This window comes from Alloalcanivorax xenomutans (assembly GCF_900217905.1).
GTDB lineage: Bacteria > Pseudomonadota > Gammaproteobacteria > Pseudomonadales > Alcanivoracaceae > Alloalcanivorax > Alloalcanivorax xenomutans.
In genome coordinates, this window is the sequence record NZ_OBMO01000020.1 from 1 (window position 1) to 26288 (window position 26288).

General features: G+C 61.4%; 24 protein-coding genes. 10 read left to right on the forward strand and 14 right to left on the reverse strand.

All coding sequences use genetic code 11. The features are described 5' to 3' along the window. Positions 1-271: 271 nt before the first annotated feature. Entirely contained in the window at positions 272-1621 is a 1350-nt protein-coding gene (gene creD, locus CRO06_RS15560) for a cell envelope integrity protein CreD (protein ID WP_097058822.1), read from the forward strand. Then, a complete protein-coding gene (locus tag CRO06_RS19955) occupies positions 1618-2064 on the forward strand; it encodes a tetratricopeptide repeat protein (protein ID WP_055100497.1) in 447 nt (148 codons plus the stop codon). Before creD ends, CRO06_RS19955 begins: the two co-directional genes overlap by 4 nt. On the opposite strand, the gene CRO06_RS15565 is transcribed toward CRO06_RS19955, so the two are convergent. The 4 genes from CRO06_RS15565 to ubiD all read right to left on the reverse strand — a co-directional run bounded on the left by CRO06_RS15565 (position 1964) and on the right by ubiD (position 7281). Next, on the reverse strand, positions 1964-3277 hold the full coding sequence (locus tag CRO06_RS15565; RefSeq protein WP_063140997.1) for an alanine racemase: 1314 nt from the start codon (positions 3275-3277) through the stop codon (positions 1964-1966). The two genes, CRO06_RS19955 and CRO06_RS15565, sit on opposite strands and share 101 nt — an antisense overlap. Next, the gene (locus CRO06_RS15570; RefSeq protein ID WP_097058823.1) at positions 3274-4647 is read right to left on the reverse strand and encodes a D-arabinono-1,4-lactone oxidase; all 1374 of its coding nucleotides are present in this window, start codon (positions 4645-4647) and stop codon (positions 3274-3276) included. The genes CRO06_RS15565 and CRO06_RS15570 overlap by 4 nt, the downstream gene beginning before the upstream one ends. 171 nt (positions 4648-4818) lie before the next feature. Further along, the gene (locus CRO06_RS15575) at positions 4819-5742 is read right to left on the reverse strand and encodes an oxidoreductase (RefSeq protein ID WP_097058824.1); all 924 of its coding nucleotides are present in this window, start codon (positions 5740-5742) and stop codon (positions 4819-4821) included. A 72-nt stretch (positions 5743-5814) separates the two neighbouring features. Continuing rightward, positions 5815-7281 (reverse strand): 4-hydroxy-3-polyprenylbenzoate decarboxylase, encoded by a 1467-nt coding sequence (ubiD, locus tag CRO06_RS15580; RefSeq protein ID WP_022994892.1) that lies wholly within the window; start codon positions 7279-7281, stop codon positions 5815-5817. Between the two features lie 113 nt (positions 7282-7394). On the opposite strand from ubiD, the gene CRO06_RS15585 reads away from it, so the two are divergent. Next, positions 7395-8312, forward strand: a complete 918-nt coding sequence (locus CRO06_RS15585; protein WP_233918318.1) for an aspartyl/asparaginyl beta-hydroxylase domain-containing protein — start codon at positions 7395-7397, stop codon at positions 8310-8312. 39 nt (positions 8313-8351) lie between these two features. On the opposite strand, the gene CRO06_RS15590 is transcribed toward CRO06_RS15585, so the two are convergent. Next, positions 8352-9263, reverse strand: a complete 912-nt coding sequence (locus CRO06_RS15590; protein WP_244902844.1) for a LysR family transcriptional regulator — start codon at positions 9261-9263, stop codon at positions 8352-8354. A 177-nt stretch (positions 9264-9440) separates the two neighbouring features. Between CRO06_RS15590 and ycaC the strand changes: the two genes are divergently transcribed. Next, positions 9441-10067: an isochorismate family cysteine hydrolase YcaC gene (gene ycaC / locus CRO06_RS15595; protein WP_097058825.1), complete on the forward strand. Its 627-nt coding sequence runs from the start codon at positions 9441-9443 to the stop codon at positions 10065-10067. Positions 10068-10145: 78 nt separating this feature from the next. Here ycaC and rho read toward each other — a convergent pair whose 3' ends face one another. Together rho and trxA are read right to left on the reverse strand one after the other, a co-directional pair. Then, the gene (rho, locus tag CRO06_RS15600) at positions 10146-11405 is read right to left on the reverse strand and encodes a transcription termination factor Rho (RefSeq protein WP_014996355.1); all 1260 of its coding nucleotides are present in this window, start codon (positions 11403-11405) and stop codon (positions 10146-10148) included. A 450-nt stretch (positions 11406-11855) separates the two neighbouring features. Further along, the gene (gene trxA / locus CRO06_RS15605; protein WP_014996354.1) at positions 11856-12182 is read right to left on the reverse strand and encodes a thioredoxin TrxA; all 327 of its coding nucleotides are present in this window, start codon (positions 12180-12182) and stop codon (positions 11856-11858) included. A gap of 208 nt (positions 12183-12390) precedes the next feature. Between trxA and ppx the strand changes: the two genes are divergently transcribed. Further along, on the forward strand, positions 12391-13881 hold the full coding sequence (gene ppx, locus CRO06_RS15610) for an exopolyphosphatase (RefSeq protein WP_022994896.1): 1491 nt from the start codon (positions 12391-12393) through the stop codon (positions 13879-13881). Between the two features lie 104 nt (positions 13882-13985). After that, on the forward strand, positions 13986-14855 hold the full coding sequence (locus tag CRO06_RS15615; RefSeq protein ID WP_022994897.1) for an AraC family transcriptional regulator: 870 nt from the start codon (positions 13986-13988) through the stop codon (positions 14853-14855). Between the two features lie 67 nt (positions 14856-14922). Here CRO06_RS15615 and ppk1 read toward each other — a convergent pair whose 3' ends face one another. Then, complete coding sequence (gene ppk1 / locus CRO06_RS15620; protein WP_022994898.1) at positions 14923-17007, reverse strand: polyphosphate kinase 1; 2085 nt, start codon at positions 17005-17007, stop codon at positions 14923-14925. A gap of 254 nt (positions 17008-17261) precedes the next feature. Here ppk1 and CRO06_RS15625 point away from each other — a divergent pair, with 254 nt between their 5' ends. Continuing rightward, positions 17262-19379, forward strand: coding sequence for a TonB-dependent siderophore receptor (locus CRO06_RS15625; protein WP_097058826.1), 2118 nt, complete (start codon positions 17262-17264; stop codon positions 19377-19379). 50 nt (positions 19380-19429) lie between these two features. On the opposite strand, the gene hemB is transcribed toward CRO06_RS15625, so the two are convergent. Beyond that, positions 19430-20440, reverse strand: coding sequence for a porphobilinogen synthase (gene hemB, locus CRO06_RS15630; protein ID WP_026948260.1), 1011 nt, complete (start codon positions 20438-20440; stop codon positions 19430-19432). A gap of 190 nt (positions 20441-20630) precedes the next feature. On the opposite strand from hemB, the gene greB reads away from it, so the two are divergent. From greB to elbB, 3 genes are read left to right on the forward strand one after another with little or no spacing between them, the layout of a single operon-like run. Further along, a complete protein-coding gene (gene greB / locus CRO06_RS15635) occupies positions 20631-21146 on the forward strand; it encodes a transcription elongation factor GreB (protein ID WP_097058827.1) in 516 nt (171 codons plus the stop codon). Then, the gene (locus CRO06_RS15640) at positions 21143-21796 is read left to right on the forward strand and encodes a DUF502 domain-containing protein (protein ID WP_022994902.1); all 654 of its coding nucleotides are present in this window, start codon (positions 21143-21145) and stop codon (positions 21794-21796) included. Before greB ends, CRO06_RS15640 begins: the two co-directional genes overlap by 4 nt. Continuing rightward, positions 21793-22443, forward strand: a complete 651-nt coding sequence (gene elbB, locus CRO06_RS15645) for an isoprenoid biosynthesis glyoxalase ElbB (protein ID WP_022994903.1) — start codon at positions 21793-21795, stop codon at positions 22441-22443. Before CRO06_RS15640 ends, elbB begins: the two co-directional genes overlap by 4 nt. 186 nt (positions 22444-22629) lie before the next feature. Here the strand turns inward: elbB and CRO06_RS15650 are convergent, their stop codons facing one another. The 5 genes from CRO06_RS15650 to dapF form a co-directional block, all read right to left on the reverse strand. Then, on the reverse strand, positions 22630-22953 hold the full coding sequence (locus tag CRO06_RS15650) for a YqcC family protein (RefSeq protein WP_022994904.1): 324 nt from the start codon (positions 22951-22953) through the stop codon (positions 22630-22632). Next, entirely contained in the window at positions 22946-23653 is a 708-nt protein-coding gene (locus CRO06_RS15655) for an HAD family hydrolase (protein ID WP_022994905.1), read from the reverse strand. Before CRO06_RS15655 ends, CRO06_RS15650 begins: the two co-directional genes overlap by 8 nt. 69 nt (positions 23654-23722) lie before the next feature. Then, the gene (gene xerC / locus CRO06_RS15660) at positions 23723-24631 is read right to left on the reverse strand and encodes a tyrosine recombinase XerC (protein WP_022994906.1); all 909 of its coding nucleotides are present in this window, start codon (positions 24629-24631) and stop codon (positions 23723-23725) included. A gap of 4 nt (positions 24632-24635) precedes the next feature. Continuing rightward, entirely contained in the window at positions 24636-25349 is a 714-nt protein-coding gene (locus tag CRO06_RS15665; protein WP_097058828.1) for a DUF484 family protein, read from the reverse strand. Positions 25350-25371: 22 nt separating this feature from the next. Next, a complete protein-coding gene (gene dapF, locus CRO06_RS15670) occupies positions 25372-26250 on the reverse strand; it encodes a diaminopimelate epimerase (protein WP_022994908.1) in 879 nt (292 codons plus the stop codon). Positions 26251-26288: the final 38 nt, after the last annotated feature.

The following is a 26288-nucleotide window of genomic DNA, read 5'->3' on the forward strand; positions in this document are numbered from 1 at the left end:
CCACAGTCTGTACCCTAGGGTCAGAAGCTTGCCTGGTCCCTCCACCCCGACAAGTCTCTTCTTTCTAAGACTTGCCGGGTAACCATACAAGCTTGTCTGCAAGCGAATTGGGTTCCTGGGCCTAAAAGATTCGCTTGCAGGCAAGCTCCCACAGACAGGGCAAAGCTCCCACAGCAGCGAATCGGCGTGTAGGCGTCCCATCCTCACAAAACCCCCACACTCCTCTCAAACGGCGCGGGCAAGCTGGGCACTCCAAAGAGGGGAGTGACCCATGGCTTCTTACAGTCCACTACGGAAAATCCTGATGATTTGCGGCCTGATGCTGGTGCTGGTTGGTCCGCTGTTGATGATTCAGGTGAAAATCGATGAGCGCCAGAACCGCGCACGGCTGGTGAGCTACGAAATCAGCAACCAATTCGCCAAGGAACAGACGTTGGTCGGGCCGCTGTTGATGGTGCCGCGCGTGCGCGAGTACTGGGCGACGGAGAGCACCCGCGATGCCACCGAGGAAGAAGCGGTGAGCCCGCGCCGCAAGCTGCGCCGTGATCTGGATCGTTATCTGCCGGATACCCTGGACATCGAAGGCAATCTGCAAAGCCGCATGCTGTACCGTGGCATTTACGGTACACCGGTGTATCAGAGCGTGATTGAACTGGAGGCGCGTTTCCCGGCGGAATGGCTGCAGGCGGCCAAAGCGGATGCCTCCATCGTATCGTCCGGCACGCCGCTGCTGGTGTTTCGGGTTGGTGACCTGCGTGGCCTGGTGGAGCGGCCAAGGTTGCGTATCGGTGAGCGGACATTGCCTTTGGTGGAACCGGCGTCGATGCCCTCCGTTCTGCAAGGCGGTGGTGTGGTGGCGGCGCCTCTGCCGGAGGATTTGTCCGGCCCCTTCACGGTGCGCCTGCGTTTGAATCTGAATGGCAGCATCAGCCTGGCGGCGCTACCGATGGCCAAGGAAACCCGAATGACCCTGCGTGGCGACTGGCCCCATCCGAGCTTCTCCGGACTGATGCTGCCGGCGGAACGGGAGGTCAGCGAGGACGGTTTCATCGGCCGCTGGCAGACCAACAGTCTGGCGGCTTCCAGCGCCATCGACTGCCTGCAAAGCGACGGTCATTGCAGGGATGACAGCCAGCTTTTGCGCGTTGACCTGGTGCAGCCGGTCACCGGTCTGCTTTCCAGTGAGCGGGCATTGAAATACAGCTTTCTGATTGTCGGGCTGACGTTCGCCGCCTTCTTTCTGTTCGAGGTGATGCGCCGGGTGGCCATGCACCCGATGCAGTATTTGCTGGTGGGGCTGGCGCTGGCGATGTTTTACCTGCTGCTGGTGGCGCTGGGTGAGCACGTGGACTTTGTCTGGGCCTATGTCTCGGGCGCGGTGGCCTGCGTGGGGCTGATCGGGGTGTACCTGAGCGCGGTGCTGAAGTCGAAACTGGCGGGCTGGGGATTCGCCCTGGCGCAGTTGATCGTATTGGGGTTGTTGTTCGGCATCCTGATGGCCGAGGACTACGCGCTGTTGATGGGGTCGTTGTTGCTGTTCGCGGCGCTGGCCGCGGTGATGATTCTGACTCGCCGGGTCGATTGGCACGGGCTGGCTCAACGGGGAGGGACATCATCATGAGCGTGCGATGCGAACACGCGCTGCGCCTGCGCGGCCTGATCGATGGCGGGGGCTGGCAACAGGCAGAGGAAGAGCTGCAAGGGTTGCGGCAACGTTACCCGGAGAACGCGGCCTTGTGCAGTATCGAGGGAATCTATTGGGCACGGCGCGGGGACTGGCCCCGCGCTCTGTGTCGCTTCCAACGCGCATTGGTATGGAACCGGGATGACGCCAACACCGTATTCAATCTGGGCGTGACCTGGTGCCAGCTGGGCGCGCCGCTCAGAGGACGGCTGCTGATGGACTATGCGGACCAGATGATGGCCGCTCAAATGCCGGCCGGTCAGTCGCTGCCCGCCGCGCTTACGTGGCGTCTGCCGCGCCCGTCCTTGCCGCAACCGGAGCGGTTTCCGGCTGTTGCGGGAAGGGCGGCCACCAGGCGTGTACCCGGCCTTGTTCGATAACCGCCAGGTCACCGAACTGCAGCAGCACGAACTCGCTCTGGGTGGGACGGAAAAAGATCTGGTCGTCCTCGCGCAGGGCGGTGGCGGGGGCGCCGTTGAACATCATCTGGTTGGTGCTGATGCCATACACTGGATTGGCGCGAATGCCTTGCGGGGAGGCGGGTTCGGCTTTCCAGGCACCGCCGTAGATAAAATAGGTTTGGCGCCGGTTCGGATCCCACCAGGACCAGATTTCGCCGAGGGGCAGCGGCCCAGGCAATTGCAGCCCCGGTAGTCTTTTCAGAACCGGAGCGGCGATGAAGGTGGCGGGCTGGAAGTCCTCCAGGGTATCCAGGTCGAAGTCGGTGGGCTTGAGCAGACAGGAACCGGCGGCCAGTTCGTTCAATGGCGTGTCGTCACCGTGCAAGCGCAGCGTCGGACTGCCGGCGCCGTTGAAGGTCAGCGATTGTTTCCGGTAGGCCGGTTCCAGCTGATACAGACGCTCGACGAAAGCACGATAGCGATCCTGGGATTTGCGCAGACTGGTGTCGCGGTCCTCGATCCAGCCGGGCAGTTTCCCCACCTGAGCGTCGTAACCCATGAAGCCGCTGAAGGCCAGGTGTTCGGGGTGGGCGTGGATCAACGCCAGCAACTCGTCCAGTTGTTCGGTTCCGGTGAGGCCGCCACGATGCAGGCCCACGTCGATTTCCACATTGATCAGCAGCCGCCGGTTCAAGCGCCGGGCCAGAGCGAGATACTGTTCCAGGCGCTCGCGGCTGTCGATCAGCCACTGCAATTGCCGGTCCGGATCAAAACCGTTTGCGGGCAACGTCTGATAAAACAGAGCGGCGGCGCTCACGGGCATGGGCTTGCCCAGCAGCAGATCACAGTCCGGCTCCGCCGCCGCCATGGCGGTGATGAACGGTTGGTGAAACACCATCACCCGGCGTGTTCCGGTCAGCGCCATGACTTCGCGTACCAGCGGGACACTGGGCAGAGACTTGGCAACGATGCGGTAGTGGCGGCCCGCCGGCAGTCCGGCCATCAGTTGCGCGCAGTTGGCGGCCAGTCGTTCCCGGTCAATCAGCAGTAGCGGCCGCCCCGGGCCTTCGCGCAGAGTATCGTTGAGCGTCTGAAAGTAGGGCGCGTGGGGGTGGCCCTGATCACCGGGTTTGAGCCACCAGGCCAGCGCCGCGCCGCCGGCCAGGGCAAGCAGGAAATGGCGTCGTTTCATTGGCGGCCTCCGGTTTCGATACCCAATACCCGGCGCAGATAGGGGTTGAGCATTCTGCCCTCGGGGTCGAACTCACGACGCAACGCCAGGAAATCGTCGAAGCGCGGGTAGAGAGAGCGCAGGCGCGTCGCGTCGAGGCTGTGCAACTTACCCCAGTGAGGCCGTCCGGCGAAGCGCTGAAAGATCGGTTCCACCGCGTCGAACAGCGGCTGGTAGTCCTGTTTGTAGTACTGATGCACGGAAATACTGGCGCCGGCACGTTCGCTGAACATGGACAGCAGGGTGTCGTCGGCGGCGGTGTAGCGGTATTCGATGGGAAAGAACACGTTGATGTCCTGATCGCGGATCCGCTCACAGACCTCGCGCAGGCAGTCCAGGCCATCATCGGCGGGCACCGTGTATTCCATTTCATTGAAGCGGACCGTGCGGCGATTGGCGTAAATTCGATGGGCCGGTCCCTGGCGTTCCTCATCGCTGACGAACAGCGTCACCAGTTTCTGCAGGGTGCTGGTGAGCCAGGGGGCCCGCAGACTCAGCTCACAGACCTTTTCCAGCAAGTCGTTGCTGTCGTCCTGCTCCAATGCCTCCTCCGCGCTGTCAGTAAGTTCCATGGTTTTGATAATGGCGGTGCGCCCCAGAGGGAACGCAAAGAATTCGATGTTGCGATAGCGGTGCCGGTTGGCGCCGACGAAGTCGATGGCCTCATCCAGCGGCAGGGTCCAGGTGTGCTCGCGGAGACGGTAGGCGGGGTCGGCGCGCAGCGTCACCGCGGTTATCACACCCAGGGCGCCAAGACCACAACAGGCGGCGAGGAAAGCGTCGCCGTCGGCGGCCGTAAGCGTGACTTCCTCGCCATCCGGACGCATCAGCTGCAGCCCCGCCACTTGCCCGCTGAGGCAGGGCAGAGTGATGCCGGTGCCATGGGTGCCGGTGGCGATGGCGCCGGCCAGGGACTGCAGATTGATGTCCGGCTCGTTGCGAAAGCTGTAACCCGCCTGCCAAGCCTGGGCGGACGCCGCGCCCAGGCGGGTGCCGGCGCCGAAGGTCAGATTGCCGTTGTCATCCTGGTCGCGCAGACCGTTGAACGCCTCCAGTGAGATCAGGGTGTCCTCGGTGGGGACGATCGGACTGAAGGAATGACTGCCACCGAAGGGCCGCACGGTTCCGGTACTGTTGACCAACAGCTGGGACAGCTCGCTCGCCTTGGAGGGGTAATGGAGTTGTTTCGGTGCGGCGCTCTGGTTGCCGGACCAGTTGTGCCAGGAGGCGGCTGATCCGGCCAGGGCACGGGAGCTGAAGGGCAGTACGGCGGCGCCAGTGGTGGCCAGCAGAGCTTGTAGCAGGGTGCGTCGTGACAGTGTTGGCAACATGGATAATCCTTGTTTTTCTTTTTAATGGTACTAACGTGCCATAAAAGAAAAAAGGAAGCCAGCACCAGCAGCTGCGTGGCACGCACGCCCACCTGCCAATTCGTTGCACGGTTTCCCTCGGACGGGCCGCGGGACCGCGATAGGCGCCGGTCACCAATAATGCGGTTCTGATCAGGGGTAGCGGACGCCGGTGAGGGCCTCGGATTGCTCCCACAGGCGGGCCGCGACGTCGGTGTCACGGGCGCGGCGGCTGGGGTGCACCAGTGTTGGCGGGCCCACCGCTTCCTTAAGGTAAGCGGGGCCGTAATAACCGCCGCCCTGCACTTGCGGACTGGTGGCGGCATAGAGTGTGGGCGTGGCGCCGCGGGCGGCGTTCTGGGTGAAGAAGGGCCACAGCCAGCGAGCGATATAGCCCACCCCGAACGGGCTTTCCCGGGCAACGCCGGATTCCGCCAGATTGGTATTGGCGAAGCCAGGGTGGCAAGCCACGGAGAGCGTCGAGGCCTCCGCCGCGCGCAGCCGTCTTTCCAGTTCCAGGGAGAACAACAGATTGGCCAGTTTGGACTGGGCATAGGCCCGTTGCCGGCCATAGCGGCCATCCAACTGCAGGTTATCCAAATGCAGCCGGCCGGCTTTGTGGGCCAGGCTGCTGACAGTGACGATGCGGGAATCCGGCACGTCGCGCAGCGCCGGCAACAGCAGACCGGTCAAGGCGAAGTGGCCGAGGTGATTGACGCCGAACTGGCGCTCGAAGCCATCCTCGGTGCGGCCTTGACGCAGCCACATGACACCGGCGTTATTGATCAGCAAATCCAGCCGGGGATAGCGTTCGCGCAGCGTATCGGCGGCACGTCGCACGCTGTTCAGGCTGGCCAGGTCCAGTTCCACGATCTGTATTTCGCCGCGTCCGCCGGTCTTCTCATGGATCCTTTCCCGGGCCGCTTCCGCCTTGGCCAGGTCGCGGCACGCCAGAACCACCCGGGCGCCCTTATCGGCCAGCGCCAGGGCGGTTTCGAAGCCGATGCCGCTGTTGGCGCCGGTCACCACGGCGGTGCGGGATTGTTGCTCCGGCATGTCTTGCGGGTTCCAGCTCATCGTCGCGTCCTCGTCGGTGCCGGGCAACGGGCAAATCGCGGCTTATGAGCCGCGATCTCCGAGGACAGACCGCTAATCGATGCCGAGGCTGTCCCAGATCTCGTCCACCCGCGTCTTCACGGTTTCGCTCATGGTAATGGCTCGCCCCCATTCGCGGTCGGTCTCGCCGGGCCATTTGCTGGTGGCGTCCAGTCCCATCTTCGAGCCCAGTCCCGCCACCGGGGAGGCGAAATCGAGATAGTCGATGGGGGTATTGTCCACCAGCACGGTGTCACGTCGCGGGTCCATGCGGGTGGTAATGGCCCAGATCACGTCCTTCCAGTCGCGGGCGTTGACGTCGTCGTCGCAGACAATGACGAATTTGGTGTACATGAACTGCCGCAGGAACGACCACACCCCCATCATTACCCTTTTGGCATGGCCGGGGTATTGCTTCTTCATGGTCACCACCGCCATACGATAGGAGCAGCCCTCCGGCGGCAGGTAGAAATCCTCGATCTCCGGGAACTGCTTTTTCAGGATCGGCACGAAGATCTCGTTCATCGCCAGACCCAGTACCGCCGGCTCATCCGGGGGGCGGCCAGTGTAGGTGCTGTGGTAGATCGGGGCGCGGCGGTGAGTGATGCGCTCCACCGTGAAGACCGGGAAACGCTCCACCTCATTGTAATAGCCGGTATGGTCGCCGAAGGGGCCCTCGTCGGCGTATTCATTGGGATAAATATGCCCTTCCAGCACGAATTCGGCGCTGGCGGGAACCTGCAGGTCGGAGCCGATGGCCTTGATCAGTTCGGTCTTGCCGCCGCGCAGCAGCCCGGCGAAAGCGTATTCGCTGAGGGTATCCGGCACCGGCGTCACCGCGCCCAGAATAGTGGCGGGATCAGCGCCCAGCGCCACCGCCACCGGGAACGGCTCCCCGGGATGGGCTTGACGCCATTCCTGGAAGTCCAGGGCGCCGCCGCGGTGGCTCAGCCAGCGCATGATCAGTTTGTTGCGGCCGATCAGTTGCTGGCGGTAAATCCCCAGATTCTGACGCTCCTTGTTGGGGCCACGGGTAATCACCAACGGCCAGGTCACCAAGGGGCCGGCGTCCTCCGGCCAGCAGGTCTGGATCGGCAGTTGGAACAGGTCCACGTCGCCGCCTTCGAGGACCTGTTCCTGGCAGGGCGCGCTGCTCAGCAGCTTCGGCCCCATACTCAGGACTTTGCGGAAGATGGGCAGCTTGCTCCAGGCGTCACGGAATCCCTTGGGCGGCTCCGGCTCCTTGAGAAACGCCAATAACTCTCCCAATTCTCTCAGTTCGTCAATGGAGTCCCGGCCCATGCCCAGCGCCACCCGGCGTTCGGTGCCGAACAGATTGCCCAAAACCGGAATGGAAAAGCCCTTGGGGTTTTCGAACAACAACGCCGGGCCGCCGGCCTTGAGGGTGCGGTCGCAGATTTCCGTCATTTCCAGGCGCGGGTCCACGGCGGCTTTGATCCGTTTTAATTCGCCTTGCTGTTCCAGTTGCTGAATGAAGTCGCGCAGATCGCGGTATTTCATGGGCGATTTACTTTCCCGGTCAAGGTGATAGAAAAATGTGAACACTATGTTGCCACAGTCCGGGTGTACAATACCCGTTCGTACGCCGCCACCAACCCAGGGGAGGATGACTCGTGGCATGGTTATGGTCAGGGAAGATGCTGGTGCTGTACACCTTCATTGTGTGCGGGACCTATGTGCACTTCCGCGGTCGGATCCGGCATTCATTCAGCCGCCAGTTGTTGGATCATTCCACCATCATGGGGCCCTATAACTGCTTCGTATACGCCACCAGCGATGTGGAAAACACGCCGCTGCTGGATCGCTCCGCCTTTCCCGATCTGGATCTACTGCGCGACAACTGGGAAGTATTCCGCGACGAGGCCATGAGGCTGTTCGACGAGGGCTATATTCGCCAGGCCGCCAGCGATAATGACCTGGCGTTTCATTCGTTTTTCCGTACCGGCTGGAAACGCTTCTATCTCAAATGGTACGACGATTCCCAGCCTTCCGCCGAGGCGCTCTGCCCCCGTTCGGTGGCGCTGGTCAACCAGGTGCCCAGCGTCAACGCCGCCATGTTCGCCATGCTGCCCGCCGGCGCCAAGCTGGGAAAACACCGTGACCCGTTCGCGGGCTCCCTGCGTTATCACCTGGGCCTGGTGACCCCCAACGACGACCGTTGCGCCATCTACGTCGACGGTGAGCGGCATGTCTGGCACGACGGTGAGGACGTGGTGTTCGATGAAACCTTCATCCATTGGGCGGAAAACAACACCGATCAGGATCGGCTGATCCTGTTCTGCGATGTGGAACGGCCATTGCGTTACCGTTTTGCCACGGCCATCAATCGGGTCTTCAAGACCGTGGTGGTGCGTGCCACCAGCACGGAAAATGTGGCAGGCGACCGTGTCGGCTTGCTCAATAAGGTGTTCGATGTGGTCTACAAGGCCCGGGCCAGAGCCAAGGATCTGAAAAAGCGCAACCGCCGCCTCTACTACATTCTCAAGTGGCTGATGATCGGCGCGCTGTTCTACTGGCTGTTTATCCGCTGATTCCGTCCGCGGGTTGTGATGTCACGGCCGGCCATTCGCTCAGCGTTCCTCGAAGGACTGGTAAAACAGAGCCAGCTCGTCGATCAGGGTCCGCACCGCGGGTAGCAGCCCCCGTCGTGATGGAAACACGGCGTGGATGATATCCCGGCGCGGTGCCCAGTCCGGCAGCAGATGGATCAGGCTGCCGTCATCCAACTGCCGGCGCACGGCCAGTAACGGTAATTGCACCACGCCGACTCCCGCCACCGCGGCCCGACGCAGGGCGATCATGTCGGTGGTGACGAAGCGGGGATGGTGGGGCACGGTGGCCTGGTGCTCATTGGGACCGTACAGAACCCAGACATAGCTGGATTGCGGATTGCTCAGCGCCAGGCTCGGCCATTCGCTCAGCGCCTCCGGCGTCACCGGCAGACCGTGACGCGCCACCATTGCCGGGCTGGCCACCATTGCAGGGTGGCGGTCCGAGAGCACCTTCAGCACCAGATCGCTGTCTTCCAAAGGCGGGGGGCGCACGCGAATCGCCACATCAATGCCCTCGTTGATCACATCCACGCGCCGATTGGTGGCTTCCAGATGCACGGTGACTTCCGGGTAGCGGGTCATGAAATCCGCCAGAAAGGCGCCGATATGCACATGCAGCAGGGTTACCGGGCAGGTCAGCCGGATGACGCCTTTGGGACTGGCGCGTACGCTATCTATGGCGTCCTGGGCGGCTTCGGCTTCCACCAGCATTGCCTTGCAGTGATCGTAGTAGGTGCGTCCGATCTCCGTAACGGAGAAATGCCGGGTGGAGCGGTGTAACAGGCGCACGCCCAGGCGTTCCTCCAGCGCCGCCACACGCCGGCTGAGTTTGGACTTGGGCAGGCCAAGGGCGCGACCGGCGGGGGCGAAACCGCCGTGCTCCACGGTTTTCACGTAGTAATAGAGGTCGTTGAGGTTTTCCAAGATCAACCCTGTTATCGTTCCATTAATAGAACACTGAGTGGCAGATTTGCTATCTACACGACTCGGAGTCCTATTAATAACATGATCATCAAGATGTTCGCATCCGCGACATCTTGATCCTTCGACGAGGTTGTCGGCAGCGATAACCCAACGGGCAAGGCAAACCAATTGAGGAGATTGATCATGGGTAAGCAATACAACCGTTTGAATAAAGACGATGCCGCCGTGTTATTGGTTGATCATCAGGCGGGCTTGTTGTCGCTGGTTCGGGACATCGAGCCGGACAAGTTCAACAACAACGTGCTGGCACTGGCGGACCTGGCCAAGTACTTCAATCTGCCCACCATTCTGACCACCAGCTTCGAGGATGGTCCCAACGGCCCGCTGATCCCGGAGCTGAAAGCACTGTTCCCCGATGCGCCGTATATTGCCCGGCCGGGGCAGATCAACGCCTGGGATAACGAGGACTTCGTCAAGGCGGTGAAAGCCACCGGCAAGAAGCAGCTGATCATCGCGGGTGTGGTGACGGAAGTGTGCGTGGCCTTTCCGGCGCTGTCGGCACTGGAGGAGGATTTCGATGTATTCGTGGTTACCGATGCCTCCGGTACCTTCGATCCGCTTACCCGGGATGCTGCCTGGGACCGGATGTCCGCCGCCGGGGCCCAACTGATGACCTGGTTCGGTACCGCCTGCGAATTGCACCGTGATTGGCGTAACGACGTTGAAGGCCTGGGAGCGTTGTTCTCGAAACATATTCCGGATTACCGGAATCTGATGACCAGCTACAACACGCTCACCGCCGGCAAATAAGCCGGTGTGAAAACGCGAAAGGCCCGTCTCGGGTATCCGGGGCGGGCCTTTCGCTGTCTTTCTCGAGGTCAGCGCGGATTATTTGCGCTTCATGGACTCGAAGAATTCCAGATTGGTCTTGGTCTGTTTCATCCGATCCAGCAGGAACTCCATGGCACCGATCTCATCCATCGGATGCAGCACTTTGCGCAGGATCCACATCTTCTGTAATTCGTCTTCGCTGACCAGCCGCTCTTCGCGACGGGTACCGGACTTCCTGATGTTGATGGCCGGGAATACACGCTTTTCGGATACCTTACGGTCCAGGTGCAGTTCCATGTTGCCGGTGCCCTTGAACTCCTCGTAGATCACCTCGTCCATCTTGGAACCGGTTTCCACCAGCGCGGTGGCGAGAATGGTCAGGCTGCCCCCTTCCTCGATGTTCCGGGCGGCGCCGAAGAAACGTTTCGGTTTCTCCAGGGCGTGGGCATCCACACCGCCGGTCAGAACCTTGCCGGAGCTGGGCTGCACGGTGTTGTAGGCACGCGCCAGACGAGTAATGGAATCCAGCAGGATGATCACGTCCTGCTTGTGCTCGACCAGGCGTTTGGCCTTTTCGATCACCATTTCCGCCACCTGGACGTGACGGGCCGGCGGCTCGTCGAAGGTGGAGGCCACGACCTCACCGCGCACCGTGCGCGACATCTCCGTCACCTCTTCGGGACGTTCGTCGATCAGCAGCACGATCATGTGGGATTCGGGGTTGTTGCGGGCGATGGAGTGGGCGATGTTCTGCAGGAGCATGGTTTTACCGGCTTTCGGCGGGGCCACGATCAGGCCGCGCTGGCCTTTGCCGATCGGTGCCACCAGATCGATCACCCGGGCGGTGATGTCCTCGGTGGAGCCGTTGCCCACTTCCATGACCAACCGCTCGGTGGGAAACAGCGGCGTCAGGTTTTCAAACAGAATCTTGTTCTTGGCGTTTTCCGGCTTGTCGAAGTTGATCTCGTTGACCTTGAGCATGGCGAAATAGCGTTCGCCATCCTTGGGAGGCCGGATCTTCCCGGAAATGGTATCGCCGGTACGCAGGTTGAAGCGGCGAATCTGGCTCGGTGACACATAGATGTCATCCGGTCCCGCCAGATAGGAGCCTTCGGCGGAACGTAGAAAGCCAAAGCCATCCTGAAGAATCTCCAAGACGCCGTCGCCGTAAATGTCCGAGCCGTTTTTGGCGGCTCTCTTCAGAATCGAGAAGATGACGTCTTGTTTGCGGGTACGGGCCAGGTTTTCCAGGCCCAGTTCCTTGGCGATGTCCAGGAGTTCGCCAATAGGCTTCTGCTTCAGTTCGGTCAGATTCATTGGTGTGTTGGGTGTCTAGAGAATGAATGATTGGAAAACACCTGGGGACGGTGTTGTTTTATGAAAGTCCGGTTACCGGATTCGTTGTCCCTACGATGAGGGCACGTCGTTCTGGAGCGCTTAGCCGGCAAAGCCGTGGAAATCTCTAATTGATTGGTTCGTGAGGTTTCGGTGGGAAATATCAGGACATCCGGCCGGCGTGCTCAGGCCTGTTGTCGAATCATGGGTAATGAAGGGATGTCTCCCTGCCGAAAATCACCCACCGATGCCGCCCCTGACGCGAGGCCATGGGTGAATCTTAACTCAAGAACAAATGAATTAGAGATCCCCTGCTTGAGGGTGCGAAAACGCTGGTTTTGGAATGTACCACCGTGGGTCGGCGCCTGTCCAGCCCATAATCAAACGGATAGGAGACGAATTGATTACGGGCTGGCCGGGACTGACAGCGTACTACAGGGTGCTGTCCAGGAAAGCGGAGAGCTGGGACTTGGACAGCGCGCCCACTTTGGTGGCTTCGACGTCGCCGTTCTTGAACACGGTGAGGGTCGGGATGCCCCGTACGCCGTATTTGCGCGGGGTATCCGGGTTCTCGTCAATGTTCAGCTTGGCGATGGTCAGCTTGTCGGCGTATTCCTTGGACAGGTCTTCCAGGATCGGCGCCACCATCTTGCACGGGCCGCACCACGGTGCCCAGTAGTCCACCAGAACCGGACCGTCCGCCTTGAGGACCTTGTCCTCGAAGTCGGCGTCGGTCACGTTGATAATCTCGCCGCTCATGAATATCTCCTGCTTAAGGGTTTCGCGGGATTGATACTATCGGGCCGCCAACGTGGGATTTCAAGCGTGAAGGTCGATTACGCTGACAGCCGGACCCTATGACGGGGGCGATTGCTGGTTGCGGCGCGCCGTTGCGGCGCCGAAAATCAAACCACGGGGCGCGCCGGTGACGGTCGCCATTTCCGCAGCTTGGCAGAGAGGGAACAATTTGCGACAAGGCGAGCAACTGGCGGCCATCGATCTGGGCTCCAATAGTTTTCATATGGTGGTGGCGCGTCAGGATCAGGGAGAAGTACGCCTGCTGGAAGGTCTCTCGGAAAAGGTGCAGCTGGGCAGCGGTCTGGACAGGGACAACCGACTGGATGAGGAAACCCAACAGCGGGCACTGGAGTGTCTGGCCCGGTTTGCTCAGCGGATCACCGGAGTGCGCCGGGGCAATGTCCGGGTAGTGGGCACCAACACCCTGCGCATGGCGCGTAACGCCAAGGCGTTTATCGCCCGTGCCGAGCAGGTTCTTGGCCATGACATCGAGGTGGTGGCCGGCCGTGAAGAAGCTCGCCTGATTTACCTGGGGGTGGCTCACAGTCTCGCCGCCAATGGCGGCAGCCGGCTGGTGGTGGACATCGGCGGCGGTTCCAGTGAACTGATTATCGGCGAAGGGTTCGAGGCGGTGGAGACCGAGTCCCTGCATATGGGCTGTGTCAGTTTCCGCCAACGCTTCTTCGCCGATGGCCGTATCACCGAGGCGGGCATGGCCAGAGCGGTCACCGCCGCTCGCCAGGAAGTGCTGTCGATCGAGGCCAATTACCGGCGGATGGGATGGACTCAGGCGGTGGGTGCCTCCGGCACTATCAAAGCCATTGCCCAGGTGTGTGAGGAAGGAGGCCTCACTGATCATGGCATTACCCTGGAAGCGCTGGAGAAAATCGCTCGCAAAGTGGTGAAAGCCGGGTCCGCGGACGCCTTGTCCCTGAAAGGCTTACGCGAGGACCGCAAGCCGATTTTTGCCTCCGGGCTGGCCATCCTGCTGGGGATCTTCCGGCAGCTGGGCATTACCCATATGACGGTATCCGCCGGCGCCCTGCGCGAAGGGTTGCTCTATGACCTGCTGGGGCGTTTTACCCATGAGGATGTCCGTGAGCGCAGCGTGCAGGCGGTAATGGACCGCTACCGGGTGGAGCCGGCCCAGGCGCGCCGGGTACACGACACCGTGATGGCGTTGCATCGGTCGGTGGCGGAGGCGTGGTCGCTGGATGATGAGGCGCTGCTGGATACCCTGCGCTGGGCGGCGTTATTGCATGAAGTGGGCCTGACCGTCTCTCACAGCCAGTTCCACAAGCATGGCGCTTATATGCTTTCCAACGCCGACCTGCCCGGTTTCTCGCGTCAGGAACAGGCGGCGGTGGCGCTGCTGGTGCGCGGCCACCGCCGCAAGTTGCCGCTGTCGGCGCTGTCGGAATGGGACGATGAAGAACGGGAACCGCTGCTGCGCTTGTGCCTGCTGCTGCGTCTGGCCTGTCGCCTGCATCATGCGCGCAGCGCCGAGCCGCTGCCGCCGTTAAGCCTGGTCGCCGACGGCAAGGTATTGACGCTGAGCTTCCCGCAAGGCTGGCTGGAGGAACACCCGCTGACCCAGGCGGATCTGGAACAGGAGCAGGAATTCTTCCAGAGCAGCGACTACCGTCTTGTGGTGATCTGATCCACCGGGGCGCGCGCCCCGGTTTTTCCCCGAAACTCAGCAATTTCGGTCAGGATGCCGCCGCCGCCCGCGGGCATAGTGGCCGCGTGTTGAGGAGGTGCGGTATGGCTGAAAGTAAAGCGGTGAAGTATGACGACCGCTTCGGGCTGGTGTTTGATTACATCAATGACCATTTGTCCGAGGATCTGTCGGTCGATCATTTGAGCCGCGTGGCGAACTTTTCCAAGTTCCACTTTCACCGCCAGTTTTCCCTGTACGCCGGAATCAGCGTATGCCGCTATATCCAACTGATGCGGTTGCGCCGGGCTTCTTACCAACTGGCCTTTGAAGATGATACCCGCGTTATTGATATAGCCCTGGAGGCGGGCTTCGAAAATCCGGAGTCGTTTTCACGGGCGTTCAAGCAGGCATTCGGGCAAACACCGACTCAATTCCGTCAAGACCCGGCCTGGGAGCCGTGGAATCAACAGTATCGTTTCCCGATTCGAACAAGGACAGCCAATATGCAAGTGAAGATCGTTCATTTCCCCGAGACCCGCGTCGCGGCTCTGGAGCACATAGGGCCCCCGGAGACCGTCAACGACACCGCCAAACGATTTATGCAGTGGCGCAAGGAAACCGGTCTGTCGCCGGTAAAAACCAGTGCCACCTATGGCCTGGCGCACGATGATCCCGCTTTGGCGGCGCCAGAGCAGTTCCGCTTCGAGGTGTGTGGGACGGTGGGCGCTGAAGTGCCGGAAAACCCTCAGGGCGTGAGGAACAAAGTGATTCCCGCCGGCCGTTGCGCCGTGGTACGGCATTTCGGTTCCCATGATCGTATCGGCGATGGCGCGTACTTCCTTTACCGGGAATGGCTGCCGGAAAGCGGCGAGGAGCTAAGGGATTTTCCGTTGTTCTTTCACTATCTGAATCTGATGCCGGAAACCCCGGAGCACGAGCTGGTAACGGATCTCTATCTGCCGTTACGAGATTGACTCGGGTACTAATGGCGCGGCGGAGGCAGAGTCTCCGCCGCGCTCCACCAAGGAAGCAAGGGTGGTTTCAACCGTTGCTGAGTGCTTCCAACAAGGCCTGTTGAGCCAGGAACGGCTCCTCGCCGGGGGCGGGTTCGGCCCGCCGGTAGCTGCCGTCCGCGCTCAGCAACCAGGCCTGGGTATTATCGCGCAGATAGAAGTGCAGGCCTTCCTCCAATATCTGTTTCTTGAGTTTGGGGTCATTGACCGGGAAGCAGGTTTCCACCCGGTTGAACAGATTGCGGTCCATCCAGTCGGCACTGGCGCAGTACACAAGATCCTCGCCAGCGTGGTGAAAATGATAAATACGGGTGTGTTCCAGGAAGCGGCCGATGATGGAGCGGACCCGGATATTTTCCGACAGGCCGGGAATGCCCGGTCGCAGACAGCAGATCCCTCGCACGATCAAATCGATCTCCACCCCCGCCTGACTGGCCCGGTACAGCGCCTGCATGATGTGCTCTTCGGTGAGGGAGTTGAACTTGGCGATGATCCGCGCCGGTTTGCCGGCACGGGCCTGCTCGGTCTCGAACTCGATCCATTCCATCAGGCTTGGATGCAGGGTGAACGGCGCATGCTTGAGTTGCTTGAGCCGTGCCGCCTTACCCATGCCGGTGAGTTCCTGGAAGATCTTGTGCACGTCCTGGCAGATTCCCGGCTCGGCGGTGAGCAGCCCGTAGTCAGTGTAGAACTTGGTGGTCTTGGTGTGATAGTTGCCGGTGCCCAGATGCGCGTAGCGTTTCATGCCGTCGCCGTCCCGGCGCAGCACCAGCAGCATTTTTGAGTGGGTTTTATAGCCCACCACGCCGTATACCACGATGGCGCCGGCCTCCTGCAGGCGGCGGGCCCCCTCGATGTTGGACTCCTCATCGAAGCGGGCGCGCAGTTCCACCACCGCGATGACTTCCTTGCCATTACGGGCGGCGGTCTCCAGATGATCGAGAATCTCCGAGTTGGTACCGGTGCGATACAGGGTTTGTTTGATCGCCAGAACCTTGGGATCCCGGGCCGCTTCGGCCAACAGATTGACCACCGGGCTGAAGCTCTCGAACGGGTGATGCAGCAGGATATCGCCCTGGTCGATGGCATCGAAAATGCTTTCGTATTTGCGCACCGGTGCCGGCACCCGGGGCGTGAATGGCGGGTAGTGCAGGCGCGGCCGGTTGACGCTGGTGAACATGCGCGCCAGGTTCACCGGCCCATTGGCCTTATAGGCATCCACCTGGCCCAGTTCGAACTGTTCCAGCAGATAGTCGATCAGATGCTGAGGGCAGTTATCCGCCACTTCCAACCTTACCTCGTCGCCGTAGCGCCGGGACAGTAACTCCCCTTTGAGCGCGCTGGCCAGATCCTCCACATCCTCGTCCACCTCCAGATCCGCGTTGCGGGTGACGCGGAACTGGTAGCAGCCGGTGGCTTTCATGCCTGGAAACAGATCGCTGACGTGGGCATGGATCATGGAAGAGAGGAAGATGAAATTATCGTCGCCGTTTTCGCACACCTCATCGGGCAGCCGGATCAGGCGAGGCAATGATCGTGGTGCCGGCACGATGGCCAGACCGGTGGAACGGCCGAAGGCGTCCTTGCCGTCCAGTGGCACGATGAAATTGAGGCTCTTGTTGACCAGTCGCGGGAACGGGTGGGCCGGGTCCAGGGCGATGGGCGTGAGCACGGGGTAGACCTGGTCACGGAAGTATTTCTTGACCCACTCGGCCTGGGCTTCCGTCCAATGCTCGCGGCGCAGGAAGTGGACGCCTTCCTCGGCCAGGGCCGGCAGCAGGATGTCCTGCAGGATGTGGTATTGGCGCTGCACCGCTTCGTGGGTAATGCGCGAGATCTCCGCCAGCACCTCTTGAGGCAGCATACCGTCCGGTCCCGGTGTGCCGGTGCCGGTTTCCATCTGATTGCGCAACCCCGCGACCCGGATCTCGAAAAACTCATCCATGTTGGAAGAGAAAATCAGCAGGAAGTTGAGGCGCTCCATCAGGGGATGGCGCTCATCCATGGCCTGCTCCAGCACCCGCAGGTTGAACTGCAGCAGACTAAGTTCGCGGTTGATGTAGTTGTCGGGGTTGCTCAAGTCCATGGACGGCTGATTGGCGTTGGCGTTCATGATGACATCCTGGCCCGGGGAGAGGCCCTCTATTGGATGACACTAATATGACATGGCAATGACAGCCACCAAATAGATTTTCGTTTAGACCATGGATTGTGGTGGTCACGTCCGGGGTAGGTGGCAGGGGGCATCGCCAGCAGCGTCAAGAAGGATTAATGCAAGTTTGTGAAATTAATATACTAATGCTTATCGTATTGATAATTGTTATCATTTGATGATCTTGCCAATGTCCATGCAGTATGGGAGTCATCATGAATCATCACACAGTGACCGGGGTGCGCGGTGGGGGCCGTCCCCTTGGTTTGGCCGGGGTATTGCTGCCCCTTTGGGCTTTTTCACCATCCCTGGCCCTGGCCGAGGCGGCCACCAATGTACTCGACCCGGTGGAGGTGAGCACGGACGCTCCCGAGCGCGAAAACTACATTACGCTGGACCGGCCCGCCGCGGGCGGCAAACTGCCGGTGGCGGTGGAACGCCAGCCGTTCGCCATCGAGGTGGTGGACCGGGCAACCATGGAAGATACCGGCGCCAAGAATATCCAGGATGCCTTGCTGTATTCGCCCGGTGTGCATAGCGGTAACTTCGGCTTCGATACCCGGATCGACTCGGCCAAGGTGCGTGGGATGGAGCCGTCGTTCTATGTCGACGGGCTGCGTTATCTGTACGGTTCCTACAATACGGTGCGCCCCAACCTGTACGCCCTGGAAAGTATCGAGGTTCTCAAGGGGCCTTCTTCGGTCCTGTATGGACAATCGGAACTGGGCGGTATCATCAATGCCGTTTCCAAATTGCCGAAGGCGGAAAAGCAGGGGGAGCTGTGGGCGCAGGTGGGCTCGTTCGATCGCAAGCAGATCGCCGCGGATGTCACCGGCCCTCTGTCGGAAGATGGCAGGCTGTTGTATCGGCTGGTGGCCCTCAAGCGTGACAGCGGCACGCAGGTGGACCACGTCGACGACGATGGCTATTTGTTCGCGCCGTCCATCACCTGGCTGCCCACCGATGACACCACCATCAGCCTGTTGTTCAACAGTCAGGAGGATAACGGGGCGGTGTCCGCCCAGTTTCTGCCGTCCGAGGGCACCATCGATCCCGGTCCGTTGGGTGATATCGGGTCCGAAACCTTTGTCGGCGAGCCCGACTGGGACCGCTATGACCGCCGCCGGGATGAGGTTTCGCTGCTGGTCGATCAGCGTCTTGACGAGCAATGGTCCATCGGCCTGACCGCACGTTATTCGGAGAGTGACACCGAGACCCGGGAGCATTGGGCCGCCATCGGCTCCCCGCCGGATGCCGACGGCATGATCAACCGGGCCATCTACATGTCCGACAAGGGCACGGAGGTGTTGAACTTCGACGTCCGCCTCAAAGGTAACATCGACGTGGGCGTTACCCACCACAACATCGTAATCGGAGTGGATCGGCAGGACGCGCTCTGGACCGAGGACAACACCTTCTCCGGGGTGGGTACGCCGATCAACGTCTACGATCCGGTCTACGGCGACGTCAATTACGCGGCCCTTGATCCTCAGGACATGAACGACAATGAGCTGAAACAGACGGGCGTTTACCTGGTCGATCACATGGAAGTGGGCCGCGTGGTGGTGGCCGGCGCCCTGCGTTATGACGACACCACCAGCACCACGCTGGTGGTGAATGGCGCGGACACCGACAAGGACGATCACGCCACCACCGGCCGTCTCGGCCTGATGTACCGGTTCGATTTTGGTTTGTCACCCTACATCAGCTATTCGGAATCGTTTGTTCCCAATCTGGGGACCTCCGGTGGTCAGTCGCTCGATCCCACCACCGGTGAACAGCGCGAGGCGGGCATCAAGTACCTTTCACCCGCCAAGGATTGGGAAGTCACCGCCGCCTGGTTCGATATCGAGGAAACCAACCGGGTCATGACGTCGGGGACCAACCCCCAGGAGGTGGATCAAACCGGTGCCACCGCCGACGGCTGGGAAGTCGGTATCAAGAAGCGGTGGCGCAACCTCAGCCTGTTGGCGAGCTACACCAAACTGGACGCCAAGCAGGATACCAGCGGGGAGCGGCTGCCCTTCGTCGCCGAGGAAGTTGCCTCCGCCTGGGGTAAATACGAAATGGAGAACGGCTTGCGCTTCGGTGCCGGTGTCCGCTACCAGGGCACGACTGTTGGCTACGATTACGGAAATGGTGTTGGGCCCGAGGTGCCGTCGGTGACGTTGTATGACGCCATGATCGGTTACACCACCGGGCCCTGGGATTTCACTCTTACCGGCAAGAATCTGGCGGACAAGGAATACGTTTCCTGGTGCCGGGGCGAGGGCTATGACTGCGGTTATGGAGAGCGGCGGATGATCCTGGGGGATGTGCGTTACCGGTTCTGATATGGAGAAGGGGAAGGCCGGTGTGTTTCCGGCCTTCCTTCACCAGAGTCTCAGTTGCGTTCCGCCAGTTTTTGCGCCGCGCGTTTGGCGAAATAAGTCAGGATGCCGCTGGCGCCGGCCCGCTTGAACGCCAGCAGGGACTCCATCATGACCTTGTCCTCGTCCAGCCAGCCGTTCTGGAACGCGGCCATGTGCATGGCGTACTCACCGCTCACCTGGTAGGCGAACACCGGCACCTTGAACTCGTCCTTGACCCGCCGGATGACGTCCAGATAAGGCATGCCCGGTTTCACCATCACCACGTCGGCGCCCTCGGCCAGATCCAGGGCGATTTCGTGCAGCGCCTCGTCGGAGTTGCCCGGATCCATTTGGTAGGTGTTCTTGTCCGCTTTGCCCAGATTGCCGGCGGAGCCCACCGCGTCGCGGAACGGACCATAGTAGGCGGAAGCGTACTTGGCGGAGTAAGCCATGATGCGGGTGAGAATATAGTGGTTGTCTTCCAGTGCCTGGCGGATCTCGCCGATGCGGCCGTCCATCATGTCCGATGGCGCGACGAAATCGGCGCCGGCCTCGGCATGGGACAAAGCCTGGCGCACCAGCGCTTGTACCGTTTCCTCGTTGAGTACATAACCGTCTTCGTCGAGGATGCCGTCCTGGCCGTGGATGGTGAACGGATCCAGGGCGACGTCGGTGATCACCGCCATTTCCGGCACCGCCTTCTTGATCGCGCGGGTGCAGCGCTGCACCAGGCCGTCCGGGTTCCAGGCTTCCGCCGCGTCCAGGCTTTTGGCTTCCGCCGGAGTGGACGGGAACAGCGCCATTGCCGGTACTCCCAGGGCCGCCAGTTGCTCCGCCTCGCGGCACAGCAGATCGATACTCATGCGTTCCACGCCGGGCATGGAAGCCACCGTTTCTGTACGGTTCTCGCCTTCGATGATGAACACGGGGTAGATCAGGTCGCTGGGAGTGAGCACGGACTCGCGCATCATGCGGCGGGAAAAATCGTCTTTGCGCATGCGACGCATGCGGGTGTGCGGCCAGGGTGCACGGGGAAAGGACATAGGGCGTTACCTTACAGTGAGAGTCGTGTTTGAAAGCCTTGGTTCATCAGCCTCGATGGGGACTCGGTAAGCCGATCGGCGCCAGGGCGGCGGGGCGCCGCTGGCTGTGACGTAACAATCGCGAGATGATAGCGCGATGTGCGCCGGGCAGTTTACCAATGCCGGCAAGGTTGATCCATTGAGGAAGGCTATGGGACGTTGGCGACCCCGGGGCACCCCGGGTTCCAAATACATCACGCTCGAGGGCTATCAGGCCATGAACCGGGAATTGCAGACCCTGTGGAAAGAAACCCGTCCCCAGGTGACGCAGGCGGTACAGGAGGCCGCCGCCCAGGGGGATCGTTCGGAGAACGCCGAGTACATCTACGGCAAGAAGCAGTTGCGCGAGATCGATCGCCGGATCCGCTTTCTCAGCAAACGCCTGGACGGCATGGTGGTGGTGGACCGGCCGCCGGAGGATACCGGCAAGGTTTTCTTTGGCGCCTGGGTGGAAGTGGAGGACGAGGATGGCAACACTCATCGGTACCGTCTGGTCGGGCCGGATGAGGCCGACGGTGGACAGGGTTACATCAGCGTCGACGCGCCCCTGGCCCGCGCCTTGCTTGGTAAACGGGAGGATGACGAAGCCTGGGTGAGAACCCCCGCCGGGGAACGTTGTCTTTACGTCAACAAAATCTGGTATCAGTTTCCGGAAGTAGCCCCATGAAAGCGGATCGAGGTTTCTGGTTTTTCGTGCGCAAATCGTTGATCGGCGGCGTCATCATTCTGCTGCCGATCTCGATCATCGCGTTCTTCTTCAAGTGGCTTTACGATGCGGTCACCAGCCTGATCGCGCCGTTCACCCGGTTCGTGGTGCATACCTTCGGATTGCCGAAGTTCGCCGCTGACTGGGTGGTGGTGGCGGTGCTGGTGGTGTTCTGTTTCCTGGTGGGCACCCTGGTGGCGACCCGCCTGGGAAGCTGGTTGTGGCAGCGCTTCGAGGCGCGCACCATGATCCGGCTGCCGGGCTACCGGCTGGTCAAGGAAATCATTCTTCAGGTTTTCGGCAAGGATGAGGACAGTCCTTTTCATCGGGGCGAAGTGGCCCAGATATGGCTGTACGGACGCCAAGCGGACGTCTCGGTGATGGGTTTGATAACCTCGCACCATGGCAATGGCCGGGTGACCGTGTTCGTGCCCACCGGGCCCAATCCCACCACCGGTTTCATATACCATGTGCACGAAGATCTGGTGACCCGGCACCCGCAAGTGGGTGTCGAGCAGATGATGAAATCCGTGGTGGCCTGCGGCGCTGGCAGTGGTCAGTTGTTGCGGGGTGACAGTGACGGATCCGAAATACGAGGAGAGCAATCATGAAAGTGGCCGTATTACTGGCAGGCTGTGGCGTCTATGACGGCAGCGAAATCTATGAGACCACCATTACCCTGCTGGCCCTGGACCGGGCCGGTGTGGCCTATCAATGCATCGCACCGGACATCGATCAGGCGCATGTGATCAATCACCTCACCGGTGAAGTGGATGAGGGCGAGACCCGCAATGTGCTCAAGGAAGCGGCGCGGCTGGCGCGTGGTGAAGTGATCGAGCTGGGTCAGGCGAAAGCGGAAGACTATGACGCCCTGATCGTGCCTGGCGGTTTCGGGGTCGCCAAGAACCTGTGTGACTTCGCCTTCAAAGGGGCGGAGATGAGTATCCACCCGCCGGTGAAGGACTTCATCCAGGCCGTGCACAAGGCCGGCAAGCCCGTGGGCCTGATCTGCATTTCTCCGACCATGACCGGTCTGCTGTTTGGTGATGCCACCTGTACCATCGGCTCCAACACCGAAGTGGCCGCCGCCATTGAACAGATGGGCGGGCGTCATCAGCCGTGTCCGGTGGACGATTTTGTCGTTGATGAGGAAAACCGTTTGGTGACCACGCCGGCCTACATGGAAGCCGGCAGCATCAAGGAAGCCGCCGCGGGGATCGAGAAGCTGGTGGACAAGATTCTGTCCATGGCGGGCTGATCGGAGGAGGACCGGTCGCGGCTCTTGAGCGGAGGGCCGCCCGGCCGTTTCCCACAGACCGGACTACGAAGCCGCTGTAGGAGCTTGCCCTGCAAGCGAAGGGTTTGACCCTAGAAGATTCGCTTGCGGGGCAAGCTCCTACAGCGGCCTTGTAGAAACCTTGGAATTCTTGTTCGCGAGGCCGGGTTACCCCGGAAAGTGGTCGTCGAATTCCTTCAGCACCGTCACCAGCGCCTCGGTGTCCTGAGGCAGATCCTTTAGCGCTTCCTCCGCCATCGGTGCCACGTCGCACTGCGCCGGCAGCGGGTATTCCCCTTCCAGCAGGGCCCGGAACCGGGCAATGAACACCCATTGCAGCCACTGGCTGAATACCATGGTATCGGCGAAGAACGGGGTGACGCTGTCGAACGCCTCGGGGGCCGGTGGCTGTGTTTCCCACAGATCCAGCCGTTGCAGTTCCCGTTGCAGTTGGTCGAGCAGGGTGGTGAGGCGTTGCGTTTGATCAGTCATCGAACAGGGGCAGCAGGTCGGTGAGTTCGTGAAGGTTGTGAATGTAATGGCTCGGTTGATCCAGGTCCGAAGGCCAGGACAGATCGATCAGATTGGCCCACACCGCATGGAAACCATGCTGGCGCGCCGCGTCCACATCCTCCAATGGATGGTCGCCCACGTGCACCGCCTGGGTGGCGCTGACGCCGGCGCTGTGCAGGGCGGCATGGAACATGTCCGCTTCCGGTTTGCGTTTGCCGATGCTTTCCGCGGAATGATGGAAAGCAAACAAATCACGAATGCCGATTTGCTTCAGGTCGGCGTTGCCATTGCTGAGCGCGCCCAGGGTGTAGCTGTCCGCCAGGGTTTCCAGCACTTCCAGCGCGCCGGGGAAAAAACTGACTTTATTGCGTGCTTCGTGGAATACCAGAAAGGCATCCTGGGCAATGTGGCGGGCCTCGCGCTCGGCGAAGCCGGCCTCGATAAAGGCCTGGGCCATGGCGTCCCGGCGCAGCCGGGTCAGATTATTGAGATAGTCCGGTTGCTCGCCGATCAGCCGGTCACGTACCGAGCGGATGCGCTCGGCGGTCAGCGCCGCGGACGCCTCCGGATGATGCTCGGCGATCCAGGCACTGCAGGTGCGTTCCGCCTGACGAATCACCTCATCCACCGGCCAGAGGGTATTGTCCAGGTCGAAGGTGATCAGTTTCAGTCCAGTCATAGGGAATCGGAGAGCAGCGGGTTGATCGGGGCAGCAGGCTATCCACTATCCCCGATCAACCCGCCGTGATCAATCGTCTTTCTTGCGCTGGGCGCGTGGATGGGCGTCGTCGTAGATCCGTGCCAGATGCTGGAAATCCAGGTGGGTATAGACCTGGGTGGTGCTGAGATTGGCGTGGCCGAGCAACTCCTGCACCGCGCGCAGGTCGCCGGAGGATTCGAGCAGGTGGGTGGCGTAGGAATGGCGCAGCTTATGCGGGTGCAGATGCTCGCCAAGGCCCCGCTTAACCGCCGCCTGACGCAGGCGCTGCTGCACCGTGGCCGGTGACACCCGCCGTCCGCGCTGGCTGACGAACAAAGCCGGCTGGTCCGGTGAGGTGAGCTGGCCTCGCACCGACAGCCAGCGGCGCAGGGCGGCCAGGGCCGGCTTGCCCACCGGCAGCAGGCGGGTCTTGTTGCCCTTGCCGGTGACCCGTACTTGGCCGGCGGTGATGTCGATGCTGTCCAGATTCAGGCTGATCAGTTCCGCCAGCCGCAGGCCACAGCCATAGAGCAGCTCCATCATCGCCTGGTCGCGCCGGTCCAGCGGCGTGCCGCTGGCCTCTTCGCTATCGAGCAAATGGCGGGTTTGGTCGGCGTCCAGGGCCTTGGGCAGCCGTTTGCCGCTTTTCGGAGCACGAATATCCAGGGCGGGATTGTCGCTGACCCTGCCTTCCCGGATCAGGAAATGAAAAAAAGTGCGCAAAGTGGACAGCAGACGCTGCAGGCTTCGCCCGCCGAGACCATCCCGGTGCAGCCGCGCCACCAGGGCGCGCAGATCATGCACCGTGACGCGGCGCCAGTGGAGGCCGTCCAGGGCCTGACGGGCGCGTTCGAGATCGCGGCGGTAATGTTTGACGGTGTTGGCGGAAAGCCGCCGTTCGCTGTCCAGATGACGGATAAAATCCGCCACCCAATCAGCGTCGCTGGCGGCGGTCATGGGGTCAGGCCCGTTGCGCCTGGCGGGCGGTACTGGAATGGCCCACTTCGCTGAGACGGCGCGCCAGGATATCGCCCAGGTGGTTGATGAACAGAGTGTCCATGCCGCTGCGGAAGTGCATGGCGTCACGGCTGCCGATGGCCAGCAGACCGACCGGGCCATGGAAATCCAGCGGGATCAGGGCGGCGGATTGCACCTGCTCGCTCTGCTCCTGGAACAGCGCTTTCAGTTCTTCCTGGCGGAACACGCCGCATACCGACTTGCCTGGACGCAGCATCGGCGCCAGGCCGGAGGGCAGCGCTTCATCGTCGATCAGCCGTACCTGTTTGCGCAATTCGCCGAGAATCGGGATCTCGCGGTCGTGCAGCAGCAGGGCCACGGCGTCGCAATGGAAGTCGTCTTCCAGGGTACGCACCAGGCCCCGGAACAGCTTGTCGGGGGTGCGTGCTTCCAGCAGGGCCAGGGTCAGGCCTCGTGTCAGTTCGAACAAGCGGTCATTTTCCCGCGCCACGTCAAGCAGGCCGTTCAGGCGTTCGCGTAACTCCTGATTGCGTTCGCGCAGGATCGCCGCCTGGCGTTCCAGTAAGGAAACCGCCTGGCCGCGGGCGTCCGGCAGACGCAGCAGTTCCAGCAGCTCCGGCCGTTGCTGGAAATAGTCCGGGTGCTGGCGCAGGAAAGCGGCGACCTGGTCGGCGCTGGTGGGTTTTTGCTCGCTCATGAAATCATCCCCGTGGGTTGGCTCAACGGGCTTTGCTCGGCTGCGGAATGTCGATGGCGCCATCATAGACACGGCTTGCAGGGCCTGTCATCAACACGCCGCTCTGGCTGTCCTGGCTGCCATGGGGATAGTGGACCTGCAGGGCGCCGCCGAGCAGGTGCACGGTGACGGTATCGTCGAGCAGGCCTCTGCGCTGGCCGCACAAAACCGCGGCGCAGGCACCGGAGCCGCAGGCCAGGGTTTCACCGGCGCCGCGTTCATAGACCCGCAGCCGGATCTCGTTGCGGCTGATCACCTGCATGAACCCCACGTTGACCCGCTCGGGAAACTGCTCGTGGCTTTCCAGCAACGGCCCGACGGTGTCCACCGGGGCGTTGTCCACATTTTCCACCAACAGGACACAATGGGGATTACCCAGCCCCACGGCGGAGACTTCATAGCCGTTGTTGCCGGCCACCAGAAAATAGCTGTCCGCTTCCGCCTTGGCGGTGAAGGGAATGGCTTGCGGAGCCCAGCGCGGCGCGCCCATGTCCACGGTCACCAGGCCATCGTCGGTGACCCGCAAGGTCATTTCGCCGGCGGCGGTCTCCACGCGGATCTCGTGTTTGTCGGTGAGTTCCTCGTCACGGACGAAGCGGGCGAAGCAGCGGGCGCCGTTGCCGCACTGGCTCACTTCGGAACCATCGCTGTTGAAAATGCGGTAGCGAAAGTCCACGCCCTCTTTACGGGCCGGTTGCACCACCAGCATCTGATCGAAGCCGATGCCGAAATGCCGGTCGCCCAAGCGCCGCAGCTCTTCCGCCGGTAACGGCGGGCCGTTTTCCGGCAGCGGCTGGCGCACGCCATCCACGACCACGAAATCGTTGCCAAGCCCGTGCATTTTGGTGAATTTCAGTCGCATGCGACGCATCCGCGCAGATAACGAAAACCACCATTGTA